The sequence below is a fragment of the Aquabacterium sp. OR-4 genome (genome assembly GCF_025290835.2).
Taxonomy (GTDB): Bacteria; Pseudomonadota; Gammaproteobacteria; order Burkholderiales; family Burkholderiaceae_C; genus Pseudaquabacterium.
Map to the genome: position 1 here is coordinate 1,774,922 of NZ_JAOCQD020000001.1, position 21,887 is coordinate 1,796,808.

19 protein-coding genes are annotated in these 21,887 nt (G+C 71.5%); 10 read left to right on the forward strand and 9 right to left on the reverse strand.

What is annotated here, in order from left to right; translation table 11 throughout:
* Positions 1 to 143: 143 nt before the first annotated feature.
* Positions 144 to 2,081 carry a helix-turn-helix domain-containing protein gene (locus tag N4G63_RS07735; RefSeq protein WP_260787765.1) on the reverse strand — a complete coding sequence of 646 codons (1,938 nt, stop codon included), beginning with the start codon at positions 2,079 to 2,081 and terminating at the stop codon, positions 144 to 146.
* Between the two features lie 170 nt (positions 2,082 to 2,251).
* Here N4G63_RS07735 and N4G63_RS07740 point away from each other — a divergent pair, with 170 nt between their 5' ends.
* Genes N4G63_RS07740 through N4G63_RS07775 form a run of 8 tightly spaced genes read left to right on the forward strand, consistent with a single transcriptional unit; the run spans position 2,252 to position 9,828 of the window.
* Positions 2,252 to 3,043, forward strand: coding sequence for an SDR family oxidoreductase (locus tag N4G63_RS07740; RefSeq protein ID WP_260787766.1), 792 nt, complete (start codon positions 2,252 to 2,254; stop codon positions 3,041 to 3,043).
* A gap of 30 nt (positions 3,044 to 3,073) precedes the next feature.
* On the forward strand, positions 3,074 to 4,312 hold the full coding sequence (locus N4G63_RS07745) for a branched-chain amino acid ABC transporter substrate-binding protein (protein ID WP_260787767.1): 1,239 nt from the start codon (positions 3,074 to 3,076) through the stop codon (positions 4,310 to 4,312).
* A 4-nt stretch (positions 4,313 to 4,316) separates the two neighbouring features.
* Positions 4,317 to 5,258 (forward strand): branched-chain amino acid ABC transporter permease, encoded by a 942-nt coding sequence (locus N4G63_RS07750; RefSeq protein ID WP_260787768.1) that lies wholly within the window; start codon positions 4,317 to 4,319, stop codon positions 5,256 to 5,258.
* 21 nt (positions 5,259 to 5,279) lie between these two features.
* The gene (locus N4G63_RS07755) at positions 5,280 to 6,506 is read left to right on the forward strand and encodes a branched-chain amino acid ABC transporter permease (RefSeq protein WP_260787769.1); all 1,227 of its coding nucleotides are present in this window, start codon (positions 5,280 to 5,282) and stop codon (positions 6,504 to 6,506) included.
* Positions 6,503 to 7,258, forward strand: coding sequence for an ABC transporter ATP-binding protein (locus N4G63_RS07760; RefSeq protein ID WP_314599542.1), 756 nt, complete (start codon positions 6,503 to 6,505; stop codon positions 7,256 to 7,258). The genes N4G63_RS07755 and N4G63_RS07760 overlap by 4 nt, the downstream gene beginning before the upstream one ends.
* Positions 7,255 to 7,965, forward strand: a complete 711-nt coding sequence (locus tag N4G63_RS07765; RefSeq protein ID WP_260787770.1) for an ABC transporter ATP-binding protein — start codon at positions 7,255 to 7,257, stop codon at positions 7,963 to 7,965. Before N4G63_RS07760 ends, N4G63_RS07765 begins: the two co-directional genes overlap by 4 nt.
* Before the next feature lie 11 nt (positions 7,966 to 7,976).
* Positions 7,977 to 8,909 (forward strand): 3,5-dioxohexanoate:acetyl-CoA acetone transferase, encoded by a 933-nt coding sequence (gene kce, locus N4G63_RS07770; protein WP_260787771.1) that lies wholly within the window; start codon positions 7,977 to 7,979, stop codon positions 8,907 to 8,909.
* Positions 8,910 to 8,925: 16 nt separating this feature from the next.
* Positions 8,926 to 9,828 (forward strand): SDR family NAD(P)-dependent oxidoreductase, encoded by a 903-nt coding sequence (locus N4G63_RS07775; RefSeq protein WP_260787772.1) that lies wholly within the window; start codon positions 8,926 to 8,928, stop codon positions 9,826 to 9,828.
* A gap of 142 nt (positions 9,829 to 9,970) precedes the next feature.
* Here N4G63_RS07775 and N4G63_RS07780 read toward each other — a convergent pair whose 3' ends face one another.
* The 7 genes from N4G63_RS07780 to N4G63_RS07810 all read right to left on the reverse strand — a co-directional run bounded on the left by N4G63_RS07780 (position 9,971) and on the right by N4G63_RS07810 (position 17,746).
* Positions 9,971 to 10,312: a PRC-barrel domain-containing protein gene (locus N4G63_RS07780; RefSeq protein WP_260787773.1), complete on the reverse strand. Its 342-nt coding sequence runs from the start codon at positions 10,310 to 10,312 to the stop codon at positions 9,971 to 9,973.
* A 246-nt stretch (positions 10,313 to 10,558) separates the two neighbouring features.
* Positions 10,559 to 11,356, reverse strand: coding sequence for a DUF1345 domain-containing protein (locus tag N4G63_RS07785; RefSeq protein WP_260787774.1), 798 nt, complete (start codon positions 11,354 to 11,356; stop codon positions 10,559 to 10,561).
* Positions 11,357 to 11,359: 3 nt separating this feature from the next.
* Positions 11,360 to 12,466 carry a hybrid sensor histidine kinase/response regulator gene (locus tag N4G63_RS07790; RefSeq protein ID WP_260787775.1) on the reverse strand — a complete coding sequence of 369 codons (1,107 nt, stop codon included), beginning with the start codon at positions 12,464 to 12,466 and terminating at the stop codon, positions 11,360 to 11,362.
* 112 nt (positions 12,467 to 12,578) lie between these two features.
* The gene (locus tag N4G63_RS07795) at positions 12,579 to 13,385 is read right to left on the reverse strand and encodes a CheR family methyltransferase (protein ID WP_260788667.1); all 807 of its coding nucleotides are present in this window, start codon (positions 13,383 to 13,385) and stop codon (positions 12,579 to 12,581) included.
* A 137-nt stretch (positions 13,386 to 13,522) separates the two neighbouring features.
* A complete protein-coding gene (locus N4G63_RS07800; protein ID WP_260787776.1) occupies positions 13,523 to 16,357 on the reverse strand; it encodes a hybrid sensor histidine kinase/response regulator in 2,835 nt (944 codons plus the stop codon).
* A 246-nt stretch (positions 16,358 to 16,603) separates the two neighbouring features.
* The gene (locus tag N4G63_RS07805; RefSeq protein WP_260787777.1) at positions 16,604 to 17,113 is read right to left on the reverse strand and encodes a hypothetical protein; all 510 of its coding nucleotides are present in this window, start codon (positions 17,111 to 17,113) and stop codon (positions 16,604 to 16,606) included.
* Positions 17,114 to 17,176: 63 nt separating this feature from the next.
* Positions 17,177 to 17,746, reverse strand: coding sequence for a hypothetical protein (locus tag N4G63_RS07810; protein WP_260787779.1), 570 nt, complete (start codon positions 17,744 to 17,746; stop codon positions 17,177 to 17,179).
* A gap of 68 nt (positions 17,747 to 17,814) precedes the next feature.
* Between N4G63_RS07810 and N4G63_RS07815 the strand changes: the two genes are divergently transcribed.
* Positions 17,815 to 18,069: a hypothetical protein gene (locus N4G63_RS07815; RefSeq protein ID WP_260787780.1), complete on the forward strand. Its 255-nt coding sequence runs from the start codon at positions 17,815 to 17,817 to the stop codon at positions 18,067 to 18,069.
* Positions 18,057 to 19,637 carry a methyl-accepting chemotaxis protein gene (locus N4G63_RS07820; RefSeq protein WP_314599543.1) on the forward strand — a complete coding sequence of 527 codons (1,581 nt, stop codon included), beginning with the start codon at positions 18,057 to 18,059 and terminating at the stop codon, positions 19,635 to 19,637. Before N4G63_RS07815 ends, N4G63_RS07820 begins: the two co-directional genes overlap by 13 nt.
* 20 nt (positions 19,638 to 19,657) lie before the next feature.
* On the opposite strand, the gene N4G63_RS07825 is transcribed toward N4G63_RS07820, so the two are convergent.
* Positions 19,658 to 21,760 carry a catalase gene (locus tag N4G63_RS07825; RefSeq protein ID WP_314599544.1) on the reverse strand — a complete coding sequence of 701 codons (2,103 nt, stop codon included), beginning with the start codon at positions 21,758 to 21,760 and terminating at the stop codon, positions 19,658 to 19,660.
* Positions 21,761 to 21,887: the final 127 nt, after the last annotated feature.

Genomic DNA, 21,887 nt, shown 5'->3' on the forward strand with positions numbered 1-21,887 from the left:
TGGCCTGCCGCCGGGCACCGCATGCAAGGAGAGTCTGTCGGGCGGCCGCGGGCCGGCCCATGTCGGCCGCCGACAAGAAGTCGGGTCGAGTCTTGTGCAGCCGCGCCAAGGCGGGCTGCTGCCCAGGGTTTGCCAGGGGGCGATCAGCCCCGCAGGCTCCACAGCCGCAGCGCCATGTGCAGCTCGAGCGCGCGTGCCGCCTGGCCCCAGTGGCCCAGCAGTTCCTCGGCGGTGGCCAGCCGGTAGCGCACGGTGTTGACGTGGATGTCCAGGCGCTGCGCCGCGGTCTTGGCGTTCTGGCTGCTCTCGAAGTAGCACAGCAGGGTGGACGCCAGGTCGGTGCCACGCTTGCGGTCGTGCTCCAGCAGCGGGCCGATGCAGGCCTGCAGAAACTCGCCCAGGCTGTGCGGGTCATGCGTCTCGAACAGCGTGGAGTACAGCGCCAGCTCGTTTTGCCCCACCAGCCGGCCCTGCACTCCCAGCCGCCCCAGCACACCCAGCGCACGGCGCAGCGTGGTGTAGAGCGCCGGCAGCTCGGCCAGCGAGGCGGTGGGGCGTGACAGCACGCCGCGGTGCGCGTCGCCGGCCTCGCGCCGCCCCCAGGCCCCCAGGCTCTGACGCAGCTCCAGCGAGCGCGTGGCATTGCACAGCACCACCAGGTTGCCGTCGATCTCGTCGACCAGGCAGCGCTCCAGGCTGCCCAGCTGCAGCAGGCGCCGCGCGGCGTAAGACGCACCGGGCTTGTCGATCTCGGCCAGCACCAGGGTCAGCGGCTGCATCAGGTCCAGGCCGAAGCGCTCGGCCCGGTTGACCAGCGTGGCCGCTTCGTCCTGCCGCGGCGACACCAGCGCGCGCAGCAGCGAAGCCATGTCGCGGCCCTTGCTGGCCTGCTGCCGCTCCTGTGACAGCAGCACGATGCCGATGACGCTGGAGCTGCGCTCGAAGGTGCGTTCGGCCACCTCCTCCAGCTTGCCGCGATGGAACAAGGCCAGGGCACCGAGCACATCGTCGCCGCCAATGACCGGCACCACACGGCAGGTCTCACCGTCGACCTCGTAGGCCTCGACCGAGCGACCGGTCTGCCGCGCCAGGCGCAGCGCATTGCTCAGGTCTGCGCTGTGGGGGCCGTGTGGCGCATACCCGTCGGCGGCGCTGCCGGCATGGCCCTCGGCCGCACCCCGGCTGATGACCTGGGCCGCCTCGTCCAGCACCAGCAGGCAGCCGCCCAGCAGGCTGGCCACGGTCTGGCACAGGCTGGCCAGTGAGGCGCCGCGCGCCAGCAGCGCGGTGATGCGCGCATGCGCGTCGGCCGCCGTCTGCACGCCCCGCACGTGGCGCTCGAGCTCGGCCCGCGCGGCATCGGCCCGCCCGAGTGCGGTGTGCAGCCGGTCGAAGTCGCGCGCATTCTTCAAGGCCACCGCGCAATGCGTGGCCAGCGTGCGCAGGATGGCCAGGCTGTGGGCCGTGTGCACGCGGTGGTAGCGGTTGGCGGCGAACAGCAGGCCGATGACCTTGTCCTGCCAGATCAGCGGCACGCCCACCACGGCACAGATGCCTTCGGCGCGAAAGATGTCGTCGAACTCGGGTTCGTGCTGGAAGCGCGTGTCGTGCAGGTAGTCCGGCGTGGTGAACGGGGTGCGCGTGGCCATCACCACGCTGGCCGTGCCGCGGTCGCTGCGGATGCACATGCCCAGCGAGCCCTGCGTCAGCGCGCCTTCGATGGCCAGCGACTGGAACACGCCACGCGACTCGTCCAGCTCGGAGATCCAGGCCATGTCGGCCCCCAGCAGGTTGCGCGTGCGCGAGACCAGGGCCGCGAGCAGATTGGGCAGATCGAGCCGGCCCGACAGATCCTGGGCCGACTCCATCACCGCCTGCATGCCCTGCTCGCGCTGTTGCAGCAGCTCCAGCCGGTTGCGCACGGCCATCGCCATGCGCACGGCCTCGACCCGGCTGTCGCGGTCGGGGGCGTCACCCGGCAAGGCTTCGGCCTCGCTCAGCCGCAGCGTGAAGTCCTCGGGCGGCGCGCTCTTGTGCAGCATGCCGATCAATGCCCGTGCGAGCGGCTCAGCGGTGTCCAAGTGGGGGCCTCCTTTCGCGGGGTGTCGAAGGCTACCAGAGCCGATTGGCCCGGCCGCCGCAGCCCATCGTCCTTCGATCACAACGCCAGCCGGGGCTTTGTGTGCGCCGGCCACATAGGGCTGGCGGGGCCGATTGCGCAGACTGGCGGCACGTTTCAACAGCCAGCGCCATGCCTCTTCACGACACCCTTTGTCCCCGGCCCGATCTGCGGGTGCTGGTCACCGCCGGCGCCAACGGCATCGGTGCGGCCATTGCCCGCGCCTTCCATGCCGCCGGTGCCCGCGTGCATGTCTGCGACATCGACCGCAGTGCCATCGATCGCCTGGTGTGCAGCACGCCCGGCATCACCGGCAGCATGGCCGATGCCTCGGTGGCGGCCGACGCCGACAACGTCTTCGACGATGTGCTCAGCCATCTGGGCGGCCTGGATGTGCTGATCAACAACGTCGGCATCGCCGGCCCCACCGGGCCCATCGAGGATCTCGACGTCAGCGGCTGGGAGCGCACGGTCTCGGTCAACCTGAACAGCCAGTTCTACTTTGCGCGCCGCGCCGTGCCCCTGCTCAAGGCCTCCGACCGCGACCCCTGCCTGATCGCGATGGGCTCGGTGGCCGGCCGCCTGGGCTATGCCTTTCGCACGCCCTATGCCGCCACCAAGTGGGCGGTGGTGGGACTGACGCAGTCGCTGGCCATCGAGCTGGGCCCGCAGGGCGTGCGCGTCAACGCCATCCTGCCGGGCGTGGTCGAGGGCGACCGCATGGACGGCGTGATTGCCGCACGCGCGGCCGCGCTCGGCATCGACGTGGCCCGCATGCGCCAGCAGTACCTCGACAAGATTTCCCTGCGCCGCATGGTCACGGCCGACGACGTGGCTGCCACGGCGCTGTTTCTCTGCTCGCCCGCCGCCCGCAACCTGACCGGCCAGGTCATCAGCGTGGACGGCAACGTCGAGTACCTCTGATCCCACTTCAACAAACGGAGACAAACCAGCATGAACCCCACTCCCCGCCTCGCCGCCCTGCCCGCCGCCTTGCTGATGGCCACGGCCAGCCAGGCCGCGCCGGTCAAGATCGGCCTGCTCGAAACCCTCTCGGGACCGCAGGCCTCGACCGGCCAGACCTTCCGCGCCGGCGTGCGCTTTGCCATCGACCGCATCAACGCCGCCGGCGGCTGGAACGGCGAGCCGGTGCAGCTGGTGGAGTACGACAACCAGGGCGGCCCGGCCGGCGCCTCCGACAAGCTCAAGGCGGCCATCGCCGATGGCGTGCAGATCGTCGTGCAGGGGGCCTCGTCGGCGATTGCCGGCCAGATCACCGAAGACGTGCGCAAGCACAACCTGCGCAACCCCGGCAAGGAGCTGGCCTTCATCAACATCGGCGCCGAGGCGCTGGAGCTCACCGGCGAGAAGTGCAACTTCCACCACTTCCGCCTGACCGGCAACGCCCAGGTGCGCACCAAGGTGCTGGTGCAGGGCATGAAGCAGGCCAAGGCGCTGGGAACCAAGGTCTACTCGATCAACCAGAACTACTCCTGGGGCCAGGACATGGAGCGCGCCATTGGCGACAACGCCGCGGCCGGTGGCTACAAGGTGGTCGAGAAGACGCTGCACGATGTCAACAAGATCCAGGACTTCGCGCCCTACATCGCCAAGATCACCGCCTCGGGCGCCGAAACGGTGATCACCGGCAACTGGTCCAACGACCTGCTGCTGATGATGAAGGCGGCCAAGGCGGCCGGCCTGAAGGCCGACTTCGGCACCGTCTTCCTCGACCAGCCGGGCAACATCAGCAATGCCGGCGATACCGCGATCGGCCACTTCATCGCGCATGTGTTCAATGGCGAGGCCGGCGGCGCCGAGGGCGCCAAGTTCGTCAGCGAGTACACCGCCAAGACCGGCCACGCACCGGTCTTTGTCGAGGCCCAGTCGGTGTTTGCGCTCGAGATGGTGGCCGACGCGCTGCGCCGCACCAAGCCGGTGGGCGGCGCGCTCAGCGTCAACGCCTTCGCCCGCGCGATGGAGACGGCCAAGATCCGCACGCCCATGGGCGAGATGAGCATGCGCGCCGCCGACCACCAGGTGCTGCTGCCGCTGGTGGTGTCCACGGTCTCCAGAGAGGCGCGCTACAAGGTCGATGGCACCGACCTGGGCTTCAAGCCGGTGCGGGTCTACAGCGCCGAAGAGTCGGCCATGCCGGTGCAGGCCGCGTGCACCATGCAGCGCCCGTCCTGACGCCATGGACACCCTGCTGTTCGGCCTGCTCAACGGGCTCATCTACGGGCTGCTGCTGTTCATGGTGTCGGCCGGCCTGACGCTGATCTTCGGCATGATGGGCGTGCTGAACTTCGCCCACGCTTCGTTCTACATGCTGGGGGCGTACTTCGCGTACACCCTGCAGGGCCTGCTGGGCTTTGGCGCGGCGGTGGTGGTGGCCACCGTGCTGGCCGGCGGTGTGGGAGCGCTGGTCGAGCGCTTCTTCCTGCGCCGGGTTCACCACCATGGCCACGCGCACGAGCTGCTGCTGACCTTCGGCCTGTCGTTCATCGTGGCCGAGGCCATCAAGCTGCTGTTCGGCAACTTCCCGGTCGACTACCACGTGCCCGCGGCGCTCGACGGCCCGGCCTTCATGCTGGGCGGCCAGCAGTACCCGCGCTACCGGCTGCTGATGGGCGGCGTGGCGCTGGCGATGTTCGGCCTGCTCTACCTGCTGCTGACGCGCACCCGCGTGGGCATCATCGTGCGCTCGGCCATCTACCGGCCGCGCATGGTCGAGGCGCTGGGCCACAACGTGCAGCAGGTGTTCATGGGCGTGTTCGGCGTGGGTGCGGCCCTGGCCGGCCTGGCCGGGGCCATTGCCGGCGCCTTCTACACCACCAGCCCGAACATGGCGCTCGAGGTGGGCGTGATGGTGTTCGTGGTGGTGGTGGTCGGTGGCCTCGGATCGCTGGGCGGCGCCATGCTGGCCTCGCTGCTGATCGGCCTGATGACCTCGCTGGCCGTGGGCATCGACCACAGTCTGGCCGACGCCCTGACGCTGGTGGGCGCCGGCACCTGGGCCCAGGGCGTGGGCGGGCTGCTGACGCTCAAGCTGTCCAGCCTGGCGGCCACGCTGCCGTTCGCCCTGATGTTGTTGGTCCTGCTGCTGCGTCCGCAAGGGCTGCTCGGCGACAAGACCTGATCTCTCCCCATTCCCCCTTCCATGCGCAACTCCACTTCCCTGTTGCTGGGCGGCGTGGCCCTGCTCGCCGCCTTGCCGGCCCTGCTCAGCGCGGGCCTGCTCAACGCCGCGGTGCAGATGCTGATCGCAGCGCTGTTTGCCAGTGCCTACGGCCTGCTCGCCGGCCGCGCCGGCATGCTCTCGTTCGGCCATGCGGCCTACTTCGGTGTGGGCGCGTACGCCACGGTGCATGCGATGAACGCGTTCAACGGCGCCGGCCTGCTGCCCACGCCCTTGATGCCGCTGGCCGGTGCCGGCGCCGGGCTGGTGTTCGGCATCGTGGCCGGATGGTTTGCCACCCAGCGCAGCGGCACCGCGTTCGCCATGATCACGCTGGCCATCGCCGAGCTGCTGCACGCGCTGGCGCCGCAGCTCAAGTCGCTGTTCGGTGGCGAGTCGGGCATCTCGGCCATGCGCAGTGCGGCCTGGGGCCTGGACTTCGGCTCCACCACCCAGGTCTATTACCTGACCCTGGCCTGGGTGCTGCTCTCGCTGGCGCTGCTGCACTTCCACACCCGCACGCCGGCCGGCCGCCTGACCCTGGGCCTGCGCGAGAACAGCCACCGCCTGCGCTTTCTGGGCCACGACGTGCACTGGCTGGGTGTCTCGGCCTTTGCCATCTCGGGCCTGTTCTCGGGCGTGGCCGGTGCGCTGCAGGTGCTGGCCAACGAGGCGGTGAACTACGTGGTGTTCGACGCCCATGTCTCGGCCAGCGTGGTGCTCAACAGCTACATCGGCGGCGTCGGCGTGTTTCTCGGCCCGGCCCTGGGCGCCGCGCTGATGAGCTTTTTCGGCTATGCGGTGTCCGACGCCACCCAGGCCTGGCTGCTGTACCAGGGGCTGCTGTTCGTGCTGGTGATGATGTTCATGCCCGAGGGCCTGGTGGTGCTGGGCGGGGCCGCCATGCGCCGGCTGCGCCAGATGGGCGTGGCGCGCGCCCTGCCCTGGCTGCTGGCCTGGCTGTTGGCCGTGCTGCTGCTGGCGGCCGGCACCGTGTTTCTGGTGGAACTGCTGCAGCGGCTGTGCGCGCAGGACTACCGCGCCCTGGCCCGCGCGGCCGGCGCCTGGCCGCCGGTGAGCCTGTTCGGGCGCGCCTGGGCCCCGGCGGCGGCGGCCACCTGGGCCTGGCCGGCGCTGATGCTGGCCGGCGGCGGCGCGCTGCTGGCCTGGGCGCAACGTCGACTGCAAGCCAAGGAGACCCCGGCATGAGCCCCCCCATCCTGCAGCTGAGCGGCCTGCGCAAGTCGTTCGGCGAGACCGACATCATCCGCGGTGTCGAGCTCGACCTCGCCGCCGGCGAACGCCGCGCGCTGATCGGCCCCAACGGCGCCGGCAAGTCAACGCTGTTCCACCTGATCTCGGGCAATCTGGCGCCGAGTGCCGGCACCATCCGCTTCCAGGGGCGCGACATCACCGGCCTGGCGCCCCAGCGCATCAACCGCCAGGGGCTGGCGCGCTCGTTCCAGATCACCAACATCTTTCCCCGGCTCAGCGTCTTCGAGAACATCCGCCTGGCCGTGTTGCGCCTGCAGCCGCAGCCCACCGCGTTCTGGCGCCGCATCGACCGCCTGCCCGGCCTGCGCGAGGCCACCGAGGCCCTGCTGGAGCGGGTGCGCCTGCAGGGCCGTGCCCAGGGGCTGGCCGGCGAGCTGAGCTACTCGGAGCAGCGCTCGCTGGAGATCGCCATGACCCTGGCCTCGGACCCGCAGCTGATCCTGCTGGACGAACCCATGGCCGGCATGTCGGGCGAGGAGACCGACTACACGATGGAACTGATCCGCGAGCTGACCGAAGGCCGCGCGCTGCTGATCGTCGAGCACGACATGGACGTGGTCTTCAAGCTGGCCGACCAGATCAGCGTGCTGGTGTATGGCGAGCTCATCGCCACCGGCACGCCCGAGCAGATCCGCCAGCACCAGGGTGTGCGCGAAGCCTACCTGGGCGAGGAGACGGCGGCATGAGCGCCTTGCTGACGGTCGAGAACCTGCACGCCCACTACGGCAAGAGCCACATCCTGCAAGGCGTGAACTTCAGCGTCGGCGAGGCCCAGGTGCTCAGCCTGCTGGGCCGCAACGGCTCGGGGCGCTCCACCACCCTCAAGGCCCTGATGGGCCTGGTGCCGCCCAGCGCTGGCAGCGTGCGCCTGGCCACGCGCGAACTGGCGGGCAACCCACCCAACCGCATCTGCCGCGCCGGCCTGGCCTATGTGCCCGAGGAACGCGAGGTCTTCGCCAACCTGAGCGTGGACGAGAACCTGCGCATGGGCGAGCAGCCCGCCGCGCCGGACGCACCGCGCTGGACGACGCAGCAGATGTTCGAGTACTTCCCGCGCCTGAAGGAGCGCCGGCACACCCGCGCCGGCAGCCTGTCGGGCGGCGAGCAGCAGATGCTGACCATCTGCCGCTCGCTGCTGGGCAACCCGCGCGTGATCCTGATCGACGAACCCACCGAAGGCCTGGCGCCGATGATCGTGGCGCAGGTGGGTGAGTGCATCAAGGACATGCGCGCCAAGGGCGTCTCGGTGGTGCTGGTGGAACAAAAGCTGGCCATCGCGCTGAAGGTCTCGGACCGGGTGTGCGTGATGGGCCATGGGCGCATCGTGTTCGACGGCACGCCCGGTCAACTGCAGTCCGACCCCGCCCTGCTGGCGCAGTGGCTGGCGGTTTGAGGAGCCAATCCATGTCCGACAAAGTCATCATCTCCTGCGCCATCACCGGCTCGGTGCACACGCCCACGATGTCACCGCATCTGCCGCTGACACCCGAGCAGATCGCCCAGCAGGCCATCGAGGCCGCCGAGGCCGGCGCCGCCATCCTGCACCTGCACGCGCGCGACCCGGTGGACGGCCGCCCCACGCCCGACCCGGCGGTGTTTGCCCAGTTCGTGCCCCGCATCCGGGCGGCCACCGACGCGGTGATCAACATCACCACCGGCGGCAGCACCCGCATGACGCTCGACGAGCGCCTGGCCTACCCGCTGCAGGCCGCCCCCGAGATGTGCTCGCTGAACATGGGCTCGATGAACTTCAGCATCCACCCGGCGGCACGCAAGTACACGCACTGGCAGCACGACTGGGAGAAGCCCTACATCGAGGGCATGGAGGACCTGATCTTCCGCAACACCTTCCGCGACATCCGCCACATCCTGCAGGTGCTGGGCCACGAGCGCGGCACCCGCTTCGAGTTCGAGTGCTACGACGTGGGCCACCTCTACACGCTGGCCCACTTTCGCGACGAAGGGCTGATCAGCGGGCCGATCTTCCTGCAGTGCATCTTCGGCATCCTCGGCGGCCTGGGCCCCGATCCCGAGAACCTGGCCACCATGCGCACCACGGCCGACCGCCTGTTCGGCCGCGGCGGCTACCGCTTCTCGGTGCTGGGCGCCGGCCGCCACCAGATGCCCCTGCTGACCATGGCGGCGGTGATGGGCGGCCATGTGCGGGTGGGGCTGGAGGACAGCCTCTACCTGGGCCGCGGCCAGCTGGCCCGCAGCTGCGCCGAGCAGGTGCGCAAGATCCGCCGCATCCTCGACGAGCTGTCGCTCGAGGTGGCCACGCCCGCCGAGGCGCGCGCGATGCTGGCGCTCAAGGGCGCCGATGCCGTCAACTTCTGAACCCGACCCCCAACCCATGGAAAAACTTCTGCAAGACCGCGTGGCCCTGGTCACCGGCGCCGGTGGCGGCCTGGGCCGCGCCCACGCACTCGAGCTCGCGCGCCACGGCGCACGGGTGATCGTCAACGACATTGCCGGCGCCGACTTCGGTGCCGCCGCACGCAGCGTGGTGGCCGAGATCCGCGCCCAGGGCGGCGACGCCCAGCTGCACCTGGGCGACGTGACCCGCAGCGACGACATGCAACAGATGGCGCAGCAGGCGCACACGGCCTGGGGCCGCATCGACATCCTGGTCAACAACGCCGGCATCCTGCGCGACAAGAGCTTTGCCAAGATGGGCCTGGACGACTTTCGCCGCGTGCTCGACGTGCATGTGATGGGTGCCGTGCACGCCACCAAGGCGGTGTGGGCGCAGATGCAGGCGCAGCACTACGGCCGCATCGTGATGACGACCTCGTCGTCGGGCCTGTACGGCAACTTCGGCCAGTCGAACTACGGCGCGGCCAAGATGGCCCTGGTGGGCCTGATGCAGACGCTGGCCCTGGAAGGCGCCCGGCGCAACATCCGGGTCAACTGCCTGGCCCCCACTGCCGCCACCGGCATGACCCACGGCATCCTGCCGGCCGAGGCGCTGGAGCGCCTGACACCCGAGCGGGTGAGCCCGGCCCTGATTGCGCTGTGTACCGAGGATGCCCCCACGCGCATGATTCTTCTGGCGGGCGCGGGCAGCTTCGAGGCCGCCCACGTCACCCTGACCCAGGGCATCCAGCTGCCCGATGGCGCCGACACCGGCGCACGCCTGTGCGGCCTGCTCGACCAGGTGCGGCAGCGTGACGGCGAACTCGTGCCCGAGGAGGGCTGGGCGCAATACCAGCTCGAGCTGCAGAAGGCCGCCGACGCCGCGCGGGCGGCGGCATGAGCCAGCGCACGCTGGGGCGCCGGCTGGCCTGGATCACCGGCACCGGCAAGCGGGCACGCAGGCACGGAGCACGGTGGCGCAGAGTCGCCGCGGCTCAGGGGCGCAGCGGCTCAGGCGCGCAGCGGCCCAGGGACGCCGCGGCTCAAAGGTGCAGCGCGCCGTAGTGCTCGCTGACGCTGCGGCCATAGCTGTCGCTGTAGTCGGGCAGCGTGTCCTTGTCGTACTTGGGTGCGGCTTCCAGCTGATCGGCGGTGATCGGCACCACGTAGCCGCCCAGAGAGGTGTCGTAGCGCAGCACGCTCCAGGGCACCGGGTACAGGTCGGTGCCCATGCCCAGGAAGCCGCCGAACTCCAGCACGGCGTAGCGAGTGTGGCCGCTCAGCTTGTCGATCATCACGCAGTCGATCGTGCCCAGCTTGTCGCCGGCCAGGTTGTAGACGCTGGTGCCTTCCACGCGGTCAGAGGAAATCAGGGTCGGGTTCATCACTTGCTCCGGTAGCGGCGGCAGCAGCTGCCGCCTTGGGGTGGGCCGGGGCGCTGCCCCGGTGCGAGAACCCCGATGCTGCGCGGCCCGGGCGGTGGGCCGCGTGAGGCGATGGCCGGCCTGGGTGTAGGCAAAGGCCGGCCGGCTGTAGGCAATGGCCGGCCGGCGTGTAGGCGATGGCCGCCCCATGCGCAGGCGCTCATCATGCGCGTTGGGCATGTCGGCCGCCCCGCGCGACCGGGGCGCCTACAGCATGCCGGCCGCGATGTTGACGCCCAGCGCCAGCGTGGTGGCGTTGAACACCCAGGCCTGCATGCAGTGCAGCGCACCCACACGGCGCAGGCGCGAGGTGCTGAAGGCCACATCGGCCGTCTGGCCCGAGGTGCCGATGACGCAGGCGAAGTAGAAGAAGTCGCCGTAGTCGGGGTCGGGCGTCTGCGGAAACTGCAGCGGATCGGGCAGGCCGTGCAGCCGGGCCACGTAAAAGTCATGCGCGTAGTGCAGCGCAAACAGCGCCTGGGTCACCAGCCAGGCGGTGGCCACGGTCAACACCGCCAGCGCCAGATGGGCCTGCCGCGCCAGGCCGTGCAGCGTGCGCACCGCACCCAGCTGCGAGGCAATGGCCAGCAGCGCCACCAGCACCGCCGCCACGCCGAGCGCCAGCACCGCGTGGCGGCCGTCGTGCTGCGAGACGGCGCGCTGGCGCACGGCCTCGTGCGAGGCGCCATGCACCAGGTGCCAGGCCAGTGCCAGGTAGATCAGCGCAAAGCTGTTCCAGCCCAGCAAGAAGGGCGTGGCCCAGGCGCCCTGCACGGGCAGGCCGGTGAGGCCGGCCGCCGCGGCCAGGCCCACGGCCAGCCCGCTGCCGGCCGACCACCACAGCCGTGGCCGGCTGCGCAGCAGCGTCGCCAGTCGGGGCCGCCGGGCAGGGTTGCCGGCCGGGCTGCCGGATGCGGTGCCGGCCGGGTGGCCGGGTGCGTTGCTGCGCACAGTGCTGCGCGGCCCGCTGTGCGGGCTGCCCTGCGCCGGCTTGCGCGAGCCCATGGCTCAGGGCGCACCGCCGCCCGGCTGGCGCGGCAGCATCAGCTCGAACAGCGTGCCGTCGCGCGCGCGCGAACGGCCGATCAGCGAGCCGCCATGGCTGCGCGCAATGCGCTCCACCAGCGCCAGGCCGGGGCCCACGCGCACGCCGGCCACCCCCGGCTGATGCGGGCCGCCGCCAAACAGGTGGGCCTGCACCGCCTCGGGCAGCACGGCCGGCGTGTGCAGGCGCAACAGCACCAGCCGGCGTGCGTGGCCGTCGATCTGCAGCTGCACCGTCTGCTCGCCGCGGTGCGCGGCCATCAGGATCATCAGCTGGTCGAGGGCCTGGGTCACCAGGGTGGGGTCGAAGGCCAGTGCGGCGTCGCCATCGATGTTCAGCTGCAGCTGGCCGGCCTCCAGCAGGCCGGGCAGGCAGGCCTGGGCGCGCTCGCGCACCAGGGTCGGCAGGTCGCCATCGGCGATGCGCGGCTCGAGCATGCCGTCGGTCAGGCTGGCCAGGTTGACCAGGTGGTCGATCTGCCGGCCCAGCATGCCGATGGCGGCCTTGATGCGCTGGCCGGCCTCCTGCACCGCCGGGTTCTCGGCACGGCGCATCACCAGCTCGGCGTTCAGCGTCAGGGCCGCCAGCGGCGTGCGGATGTCGTGCGACAGCGAGCCGATGACCATCTGGTTGAGCGCCACCGCGCGCTCGAGCTCGCGCATGCGCGCATCCAGCTCGCGCTGCTGGCGGTGCAGCGACAGAAACACCTCGACCTTCGAGCGCAGCACCACCGGCTCGACCGGCTTGTAGACGAAGTCGACCGCACCGGCCTCGTAGCCGCGGTAGCGGCGCTGCGGATCGGGATCGATGGCGGTGACGAAGATGATCGGCACCAGGCGTGTGCGCTCGGTGCCGCGCATCAGCGTGGCCAGCGCCGGGCCGTCCATCTCGGGCATCTGCACATCCAGCAGCGCCAGCGCCACATCGTGCAGCAGCAGCAGCTCCAGCGCCTCGGGGCCGGAGCGCGCGGTGAGCACCTGCACATCGTCGCGGGCCAGCAGCGCCTGCATCACCATCAGGTTGGAGGCGGTGTCGTCGACGACCAGGATCTTGGCGGGGGGGTGGGTCATGTCTTGCTCCAGAACGCACGCGCATGCAGGCGCCGTGCCATCGCGTCCAGGCCGAGTATTCCATCGGCGCCCGCAGCGGGGCCGGCGCTGGCCGCGCGGACATCGGTTGCCATCACAGGCGCTGGTACCAGCGCACCTCGGCCGGCAGGCCGGGCAGCGCGCGAAAGGCCGGCGCATGCGGGCCGAACTGCAGCGTCTCGCGCCCGCCCAGGCCCAGAAAGCCGCGCCGCACCAAGGCCTCGCGAAACAGCCCCACGGCACGCGCCTGCAGCGCATCGTCAAAGTAGATCAGCACATTGCGGCACGACACCAGGTGCAGCTCGGAAAACACCGCGTCGGTGGCCAGGCTGTGGTCGGCAAACACGATCTGGCGACGCAGCGAGCGCTTGAACACCAGCGTGTCGCGCCCGGCATGCCAGTGCGCCGACAGCGCACCGTGGCCACCGGCCAGGCGGTGGTTGCGCTCGAACTGCGCCGCACGCTCGAGCGCGAATACGCCCGACTCGGCCTGCTGCAGGGCCTGCGGGTTGATGTCGGTGGCGTAGATGATGCTGCGCTCCAGCAGGCCGGCCTCGTGCAGCAGCACGGCCAGCGACCACACCTCTTCGCCGCGGCTGCAGCCGGCCACCCACAGCTTGAGCGAGGGGTAGGTGGCCAGCTCGGGCAGCACCTGCTCGCGCAGCGCGAGAAAGTAGCCGGGGTCGCGGAACATGTCGCTCACCTGCACGGTCAGGTACTGCAGCAGGCAGTTGAACAGTGCCTCGTCGCGCAGTACCGCATGCTGCAGATCGCTGAGGCGCGCAAAGCCCAGGCCGTCCATGGCCTGGCGCATGCGGCGGCGCATGGAGGCCGGCGCGTACTGGCGAAAGTCGTGCTGGTAGCGCAGGTGCACGGCCTGCAGCAGCAGCTGCAGTTCCATGCTCTCGAGCCGCGCCTCGAAGCCGGCCTTGATCTGATGCACCGTGGCGGGTGTGGCGGGTGTGGCCGGCCTGGTGCAGGCCAGCGCATGGTTTGCCGGCGCAGGGGCATCGGGCCGGCCGCGGCCGCTGGCGAGGCTCATTGCGGCATCCACACCCGGCACAGCGACAGCAGGCGCTGCGCGTCGATGGGCTTGGCCAGGTAGTCGCTGGCGCCGGCGGCCAGGCATTGCTGGCGGTCGTCGGCCATGGCCTTGGCGGTCAGCGCAATGATCGGCAGCGCGGCCCACTCGGGCTGGGCACGGATGCGGCGAATGGCCTCCAGGCCGTCCATCACCGGCATCATGATGTCCATCAGCACCAGGTCGATGCCGGGCTGCCGCGCCAGCGCGTCGAGCGCCTCGCGGCCATGGCGAGCCAGCACCAGGCGCACGCCCTGGGCCTCGAACACGCTGGTCAGCGCAAACAGGTTGCGCACGTCGTCTTCGGCCAGCAGCACGGTGCGGCCGGCCAGCACCGCGTCGCGCTCGCGCGTGCGCGCCGGCAGCCGCTGCGGGCCGTCGGGCGGCGGCCACGGCGCCGCGCCGTGCAGCTGCAGGTTCACCTCGTCGAGCAGGCGCTCGGGCGAGCGCGCGCTCTTGACGACGATCGCACACGCGTGCCGGCGCAGCCGCAGCTCCTCGTCGCCGCTGAGGGCGCGGCCGGTGTGCACGATCACCGGCGTTGCGGGCGGCGCGCCCGCGCCGGCCAGCCGCTCGAGCAGCTCGTCGCCACGGCCGTCGGGCAGGCTCAGGTCGGTGACCATGCAGTCGAAGCGCTGCGCCGCCAGCAGCGCCAGCGCCTCGGCCACGGTGCCGGCAGTGTGGATCTGCCGCTGCGGCGCGGCCAGCACGGCTTGCAGGCTGTCGCGCAGCGGCGCGTCGCCCTCGACCACCAGCAGCTGGCGCAGCGGCGGTGGCCCGGGCGGCCCCTGGGCGGCTGCGGGGTTGTCGCCATGACTTTGTACGGCCCCGGCCTGGTGGGCGGCCAGGTGGGCGGCCGGGTGGGCAGCTTGGCGGGCGGCCGGCGCCGCCGGGTTCACCAGGCCAGTCTGTGAAGTCTGTGCAGTCTGTGCAGGCAGCGCAGCCGGTTCAGCCGGTGCAGGCAGCGCAGCCGGTTCAGCCGGTTCAGGCTGCGCCGGCATCACCAGCGGCAGCAGCACCGTGAAGGTGCTGCCCTGGCCGGGCGCGCTGCACAGCCCGATCTCGCCGCCCATGCGCTGCACCAGCTCGCGCGAGATCGACAGGCCCAGCCCGGTGCCGCCGAACTGCCGGCTGGTGCTGCCATCGGCCTGGCGGAAGGCCTCGAAGATCAGCTGATGCTGGTCGGCGGCGATGCCCAGTCCGGTGTCGGTGACCTCGAAGCGCACGCGCCCGCCGTCGGCGCGGCCGATGTGCAGCGCCACGCTGCCCTGGCGCGTGAACTTCAGCGCATTGGCCAGCAGATTGCCCAGCACCTGCTGCAGGCGCTGGCCGTCGGTGATCAAGGTGTCGGGCGCATCGGCAGCGCAGGTGAAGGCCAGCGCCAGGTGCTTGTCGCGGGCCAGCGGCTCGAAGGTGCTGCGCAGGCGTTGCTGCAGATCGCTCAGGCGCAGCGTGGCGGGCCGCAGCTCGGCATGGCCGGCCTCGACCTTGGACAGGTCGAGGATGTCGTTGATCAAGGCCAGCAGGTCCTGGTTGGCGTCGTGGATGGCCTGGGCGTAGCGCACCTGCTCGGCGCTGAGCGTGGCCTCGCGGTTGTCAACCAGCAGACGCGAGAGGATCAGCGCGCTGTTGAGCGGCGTGCGCAGCTCGTGCGACATGTTGGCCAGAAACTCCGACTTGTAGCGGCTGGCCGCGGCCAGCGCCTCGGTGCGCTGCAGCAGATCGCCCTGGGTGCGCTGCAGCGCAGCCTTCTGCAGCTCGAGCGACTGCGCCTGCACCTCGAGCCGGGCATTGCTGCGCGACAGCGCCTCGTGCTCGGCCTCCAGCGCGGCCTGCGAGTCGCGCAGCAGCCGGCCCTGCGCCTCGAGCTCCTCGTTGTTCAGGCGCAGCTCCTCTTGCTGCACCTGCAGCTCCTCGGCCTGGCGCTGGCTGTCCTCGAGCAGGTACTGGCGCTCGCGGCGGTAGACGGCCGCGCGCAGTGCCAGGCCCAGCAGCTCGGCCGAGCGCTCGCACAGGTCGATCACCAGCGGCGCATCGAAGGCGGGGCCGACGAAGCCCAGCTCGGCCACGCCCAGGATCGCGCCTTCGGCCCGCACCGGCATCAGCACCAGGTGCGCCGGCTGGCTGTGGCCCAGGGCCGACTGCAGCGGCAGGTGGCCGGCCGGTGCCGGGCTGATGGCCTGCACGCGCTGATCTTGCAGCACCTGGCCCGGCAGGCCGCCGTGCAGCGGCAGCTCGGCCGGCAGCCCATCGGCCGGGGCGGCCAGCGCGGCGCACAGGCGCAGGCGCCCGGCATCCACCCGGTACAGCGCGCCGATGCGCGCGCCGCTCACCTGGCACAGGGCGGCCACGATGCGCTGGCCCACCTGCTCGGGCGTGCCCTCGCCCGCCACCTGCTGGCTGAGCGTCACCTTGCCCTGCTGCACCCACAGGATGCGGCGCATCTCGCGCCGCTGGTTCAGCACCAGGGTCAATACCGCGGCCACGGCCGCCAGGTTGAAGCCGCCGATGGCGCGGTTGCCGGCGGCCATGCCGGCGTTGACGCCCAGGTTGGGCGACAGCACAAAGCCCAGGGCCAGCGCCAGCCAGGCGGTGAGCACCAGCAGCGCCGGTGGCCAGCGCCGCTGTTGCAGCAGCAGCAGCGTGACCGGCAGCAGGTGAAACACCCACTCGGTGCGGCCCAACGGGGTGGCCACATCCCAGGCCAGCACCGCCAGCTGCAGCACGGCGGCCAGCGCCAGCACCAGGTTGTCGCGGCGCGCATCGGGGGCGTGGATCGAAGGCAGGGTCATGCAGTGGCGTGGCGGGCGCGGCCAGGCGCGCCGGCCGGGGTGCGGGAGGTGTCGATGCGGGCGCCCGGCCCGGGGCCTGGCGGCTCATGGCGGCGGGCGTGGGCCGCGTTGCCGATGGCCGAACCCATCACCCTGGATGGCCCCTTGATTCTCACCAGCGGCCGCGCCGCCGCGTGTAGGCGGCCGCCTACATTGCACAGGCGGCATTGGCTGACAGACGCTGCGCCGCGCACCCGCGCGGCGGGCTCACCACTGGCTGCTGAGCTGCAGGTTCACGCGCCCGGCACGCGGCTTGACGGTGAGCGTGGTGCTGCCGCTGAGCTCCATGCGCCAGGCCAGGCTGCGGCGCAGCGCGTCGTGCGGGCCGCGGCGGCTGAAGCTCAGGCCCATGCGCAACTCGCCGCGCGGTGGCAGGCTGGCGGCGCCATCGGCCAGGCTGTCGGCCAGCGGCTGCAGGCCCGGCCCGCCATGCCGCGTGGCGGCCACGGCGGTGGCCGGCAGCGGCCAGGCCGCCGTGAGGCCCAGGCCCAGCGTGCCACGCTCGGGGCCCAGCTGCACCAGCGCATGCCGCCAATGCAGCTGCTGCACGCCGGCCGCGCCGCGCGCCGGCACCAGGCTGTCGAGGATCAGGCCCTGGCCGGCCTGCGGCGCGGCCGCTGTCTCATGCAGCGCGAGCGCCGGCGCGGCCAGGCAGGCACTGCAGGCCGCCAGGGCCCAGGCGGCAGGGCGGCGGATGGCGCGCAAGGGGCTGGGCATGGCGGGTGCCTGGCTGCGGGTGGATCGGAGCGCGTGGATCGGCAACCCGGGGGCCGGCGGGCCTCAGCGCGGCGCGTGGCCCACGGGATCGGCGTCTTCGTTGTCCATCACCACCGGCTGGCCCCGGCGCTGGGCACGGCGCAGGCGCTCGCCCTCGTGCAGCCACACGGCAACCAGCGCACGCAGGCGGTCGGCATCGGCCGCGGCATCCAGTGCACGCAGCAGCACGGTGTTGCGCAGCTGGTGGCGCTGCAGCTCCTCGGCCAGCACGGCGCAGCGGGCATCGGCCATGGGGTCGTGCTCACCGGCGCCCAGGGCCTGCTCGGTGAGGCCGCGCAGCAGCTCCAGCCGCACCTCGGCGCGGTCGACCGACCGTGTGTCGGCGCACAGCTCGCGCCACAGCGGCAGCAGCTGGCTGGCGGTGAGGAACAGGTGCACGCTCAGCGGCGGCAGGATGTCGTGCCAGGCCGAGGTGGGCGGCTGGGTGCCCGACTGCCATGCGCCAAGGCGACGGCACAGCACCGACAGCTCGTCTTCCACCGGCGCCAGCAGGCGGCGTGCCGGCGCGGGCCGCGGCTGGGGCCGGTGCGCGGCACTGGGCCAAGGGTGGCGGGTGGGGGCAAGGCTCGGCATGGCAGCACTCCGGTCGCAACAGGGCTTGATCGGGCGGAGGGTCGGGGCTTTGACGCCACCGCCCCTCCATGCCCTGGATGCTGCGGGCCTGGCCTGGCGGCGCGCGTGCGACGCCGGCGGGCAGCGTCGTGGGCCCGCAGCGCGCCGGCCTGTGGGCATCGTCCGACAGGCCGGCCCGGCCCATGGCGGCGAAATGCGGGCCGAACGCGCCGCTTATCGCCACCACCGCGCGGCCGGTGCTGGCGATAGTTGCAACTTTGTTGTCCGCCGAGTTCGGGCTGCCGCTGTGGCTGGCCGCGGATCTTGGCTGTTGTCGGGGTTGATCGAGATGCAGTTCCTGTCCAATTTGAAGATCGGTACCCGCCTGGGTGCCGCGTTTGCCCTGCTGGTGGGCCTGTCCCTGGTGATTGCCGTGCTGGCGCTGGTCGAGCTGCGTGCCATCCAGTCGAACCTGGAGGACGTGGTGCTCGACAACAATGTCAAGCTGCGGCTCAGCAACGAGATGTCGGAGTCGGTGCACATCGTCTCGCGGGTCACGCGCACGATCGCCCTGCTTGACGAGCCGCAGGCCAAGCTCGACGAGCGGCAGAAGGTGCTGCAGGCGCGTGCCGCCTACGACAAGGCCTGGGACGAGCTGAACCGCTTTCCGGCCAGCGAGACCGGCAAGGCCAATCGCGCCCGCATCCACGAAGCCGCCAACACGGCGCGGCCGCTGAACACCCGGGTGCTCGAGCTGGCCATTGCCGGCGGCAAGGACGCCGAGCTGCTGGCGCTGCTGCTCAAGCAGGCCGGTCCGGCCACCGCCGCCTGGCAGGCCGCGATCGACGAGAACCTCAAGCTGCAGGAGAACAACAACGCCAAGCAGTACGCGAGCTCGGTCTCGGCCTACGGCACGGCACGTGCGCTGCTGATCGGCGTGGCGCTGGCCTGCGTGGCCGCCGCGGCGGCCATGGGCTGGATGATCACCCGCTCGGTGACGCAGCCGATGAACCAGGCCCGCGCCGCCGCCGATCGCGTGGCCCGCGGCGACCTGAGCCTGACGTTCGAGGTGAGCGGCCGCGACGAGACCGCCGAGATGCTGCATTCGCTGTCCACCATGCAGGGCAATCTGTCGCGCATCGTGGCCGAGGTGCGCAACAACTCCGAGAGCGTGGCCACCGCCAGCGCGCAGATCGCCCAGGGCAATACCGACCTGAGCCAGCGCACCGAGCAGCAGGCCAGTGCGCTGGAGCAGACCGCCGCCACGATGGAGGAGCTGGGCACCACCGTGCGCCAGAACGCCGACAACGCGCTGCGCGCCAACCAGCTGGCCCAGCAGGCCTCGGACGTGGCCGTGCAGGGCGGCGCGGTGGTGGGCCAGGTGGTCGAGACCATGAAGGGCATCAGCGACAGCTCGCGCCAGATCGCCGACATCATCGGCACCATCGACGGCATTGCCTTCCAGACCAACATCCTGGCGCTGAACGCGGCGGTGGAAGCCGCCCGCGCCGGCGAGCAGGGCCGCGGCTTCGCGGTGGTGGCTGGCGAGGTGCGCAACCTGGCCCAGCGCAGCGCCGAGGCGGCCAAGGAGATCAAGAGCCTGATCGGCGCCAGCGTCGAGCGGGTCGAGCAAGGCACGGCCCTGGTCGACCGCGCCGGCCAGACCATGGACGAGGTGGTGGGCGCGATCCGCCGCGTCACCGACATCATGGGCGAGATCAGCGCGGCCTCGTCCGAGCAGAGCACCGGCGTGGCCCAGGTGGGCCTGGCGGTCAACCAGATGGACCAGGCCACCCAGCAGAACGCCTCGCTGGTGGAAGAAAGCGCCGCCGCGGCGGCCAGCCTGCGCAGTCAGGCCGGCGCGCTGGTGCAGGTGGTGAGCGTGTTCAAGCTGAACCACGCCGCGCTCTGACGCGCCCGGCCCTCGCCGGCTCAGGCATCGGTGCCCGGCGCGCCCTCGCGCGCCAGGTGCTTGCCGGCCGCGGCGGCCGCCACGAACTGCTCCACCGAGGCCTTGCCCGACAAGGCCACCACCGCCCCGTCACTGCCCACGCCGGCGGCCTGCAGCAATGCATGGCCGCCGTCGTCGTGGCCGATGGCCTTCAGGTGGCGCCAGGCGGCGCGCACCCAGTCGGCCGCGGCCGGCTTGCCGCACAGTGCGGCGATGCCGGGCTCGCCGCCCAGCACGGCTACCGCATCGAACAGGCATGACGGCGCGCCAGCCAGCGCGTGGTCGGCCGCCACCGGGCTGCCATCGGCCGCGTGCACGCCGGCCAGCAGCGGTGCCACCACCGTGAGCTTGGCGCCCGCGCGCTGCACGCCCAGGCGCAGGCGGTTGAGCACCGCGGCGTCCACACCATCGGCCACCAACACCGCCACCTCGCGCCCGGCCAGCTCGCCCTGCCGGCTGGCCAGCTGGCTGAGCGACGGCGCGGGCGGCAGGTCTTGCGGCGGCATGGCCGGGCGTGCCGGCACCACATCGGCCGCGGCCACGCCCAGGCGCTGGCAGACATCGGCCAGCAGGCCGGCATCGATCACGGCCAGGTGGCCCAGCACGCGCTCGCGCACGGCCGCGGTGTCGACCTTGCCCTGCTCGAAGGCCAGCGCGGCCGCGATGTGGCCCTGCTCGGGCGGCGTGAGCGAGCGGTAGAACAGCCGCGCCTGCGAGTAATGGTCGGCAAACGACTCGGGCCGCAGGCGCGCCTTCGGGCCCTCCTCGGCCAGCGCCAGGCTGTTGAAGCCGCTGCGCGGCGATTCACGCGGGCCCTCGGGCGCCAGCGAATTGGGCTCGTAGGCCACGCGGCCGCCGGGCACCTGCATCTGGTGCTGGCCGTCGCGCTGCAGGTTGTGGAAGGGGCAGCGCGGCTGGTTGATCGGCCGCTGGTGGAAGTTGGGCCCGCCCAGGCGGCTGAGCTGGGTGTCGAGGTACGAGAACAGCCGGCCCTGCAGCAGCGGGTCGTTGCTGAAGTCGATGCCCGGCACCAGGTGGCTGGGGCAGAAGGCCACCTGCTCGGTCTCGGCAAAGAAGTTGGCCGGATTGCGGTCGAGCACCATGCGGCCCACGGTCTGGATCGGCACCAGCTCCTCGGGGATCAGCTTGGTGGGGTCGAGCACATCGAAGGGCAGGCTGTCGGCGGTGGCCTGGTCGAAGACCTGCAGGCCCAGGGTCCAGCTCGGAAAGTCGCCGCGGTCGATGGCCTGCCACAGGTCGCGACGGTGGTAGTCGCTGTCGGCGCCGGCCAGCTGCACCGCCTCGTCCCAGGTGGTGCTCTGCACGCCCAGCGTGCTGCGCCAGTGGAACTTGACGAACTGCCACTCGCCGGCCGCATTGACCAGCCGGAAGGTGTGCACGCCAAAGCCGTCGATCATGCGCAGCGAGCGCGGCAGCGTGCGGTCGCTCATGGCCCACATCACCATGTGCAGGCTCTCGGGCGTGAGCGAGATGAAGTCCCAGAAGGTGTCGTGCGCCGAGGCGGCCTGCGGAAAGCCGCGGTCGGGCTCCATCTTCACCGCGTGGATCAGGTCGGGAAACTTGATCGCGTCCTGGATGAAGAACACCGGCACGTTGTTGCCCACCAGGTCGAAGTTGCCCTCGTCGGTGTAGAACTTGACGGCAAAGCCGCGCACGTCGCGCGGCGTGTCGGCCGAACCGGCGCCGCCGGCCACGGTGGAGAAGCGGGTGAACACCGGCGTCTTCTTGCCGCGCTTGGCAAGAAACGCGGCGCGCGTGAAGGCCGAGCAGTCGTGCGTGCACTCGAAGTAGCCGTGTGCGGCCGAGCCCCGCGCGTGCACCACGCGCTCGGGGATGCGCTCGTGGTCGAAGTGGGTGATCTTCTCGCGCAGCAGAAAGTCTTCCAGCAGCGTGGGCCCGCGCTGGCCGCCGCGCAGCGAGTTTTGGTTGTCGGCCACCACCACGCCCTGGTTGCTGGTGAGCGCCGGCACGCCCTCGGCCACCTGCTGGTGCAGCTCGCCACCGGCACCGGTGCGTGAGACGGGGCTGGGAACGGCGCGCTGGCCGGGTCGGGCTGAGGGCATGGGCGGGTCTCCTGAAGGGTGTGGCGGGCCGCCACTGCAGCCCGCCGCCCATTGCAGCCCTCGCCCGCCACGCCGCCCATCGGGCAGGCCGCCGTTGCCGCGTCAGCGTTTGCCGACACGCCGCCGC

What these genes read in the sequence shown, in the direction of transcription:
- N4G63_RS07755 (WP_260787769.1), top strand. Translation starts at nt 5,280, where the DNA reads ATGCGCAACTCCACTTCCCTGTTGCTGGGCGGCGTGGCCCTGCTCGCC.
- N4G63_RS07785 (WP_260787774.1), bottom strand. Translation starts at nt 11,356, where the DNA reads ATGGGCTCGCGCAAGCCGGCGCAGGGCAGCCCGCACAGCGGGCCGCGC.
- N4G63_RS07815 (WP_260787780.1), top strand. Translation starts at nt 17,815, where the DNA reads ATGCCCTGGATGCTGCGGGCCTGGCCTGGCGGCGCGCGTGCGACGCCG.
- N4G63_RS07805 (WP_260787777.1), bottom strand. Translation starts at nt 17,113, where the DNA reads ATGCCCAGCCCCTTGCGCGCCATCCGCCGCCCTGCCGCCTGGGCCCTG.
- N4G63_RS07740 (WP_260787766.1), top strand. Translation starts at nt 2,252, where the DNA reads ATGCCTCTTCACGACACCCTTTGTCCCCGGCCCGATCTGCGGGTGCTG.
- N4G63_RS07800 (WP_260787776.1), bottom strand. Translation starts at nt 16,357, where the DNA reads ATGACCCTGCCTTCGATCCACGCCCCCGATGCGCGCCGCGACAACCTG.
- N4G63_RS07795 (WP_260788667.1), bottom strand. Translation starts at nt 13,385, where the DNA reads ATGGAACTGCAGCTGCTGCTGCAGGCCGTGCACCTGCGCTACCAGCAC.
- N4G63_RS07775 (WP_260787772.1), top strand. Translation starts at nt 8,926, where the DNA reads ATGGAAAAACTTCTGCAAGACCGCGTGGCCCTGGTCACCGGCGCCGGT.
- N4G63_RS07765 (WP_260787770.1), top strand. Translation starts at nt 7,255, where the DNA reads ATGAGCGCCTTGCTGACGGTCGAGAACCTGCACGCCCACTACGGCAAG.
- N4G63_RS07745 (WP_260787767.1), top strand. Translation starts at nt 3,074, where the DNA reads ATGAACCCCACTCCCCGCCTCGCCGCCCTGCCCGCCGCCTTGCTGATG.
- N4G63_RS07750 (WP_260787768.1), top strand. Translation starts at nt 4,317, where the DNA reads ATGGACACCCTGCTGTTCGGCCTGCTCAACGGGCTCATCTACGGGCTG.
- N4G63_RS07790 (WP_260787775.1), bottom strand. Translation starts at nt 12,466, where the DNA reads ATGACCCACCCCCCCGCCAAGATCCTGGTCGTCGACGACACCGCCTCC.
- kce (WP_260787771.1), top strand. Translation starts at nt 7,977, where the DNA reads ATGTCCGACAAAGTCATCATCTCCTGCGCCATCACCGGCTCGGTGCAC.
- N4G63_RS07810 (WP_260787779.1), bottom strand. Translation starts at nt 17,746, where the DNA reads ATGCCGAGCCTTGCCCCCACCCGCCACCCTTGGCCCAGTGCCGCGCAC.
- N4G63_RS07780 (WP_260787773.1), bottom strand. Translation starts at nt 10,312, where the DNA reads ATGAACCCGACCCTGATTTCCTCTGACCGCGTGGAAGGCACCAGCGTC.
- N4G63_RS07825 (WP_314599544.1), bottom strand. Translation starts at nt 21,760, where the DNA reads ATGCCCTCAGCCCGACCCGGCCAGCGCGCCGTTCCCAGCCCCGTCTCA.
- N4G63_RS07760 (WP_314599542.1), top strand. Translation starts at nt 6,503, where the DNA reads ATGAGCCCCCCCATCCTGCAGCTGAGCGGCCTGCGCAAGTCGTTCGGC.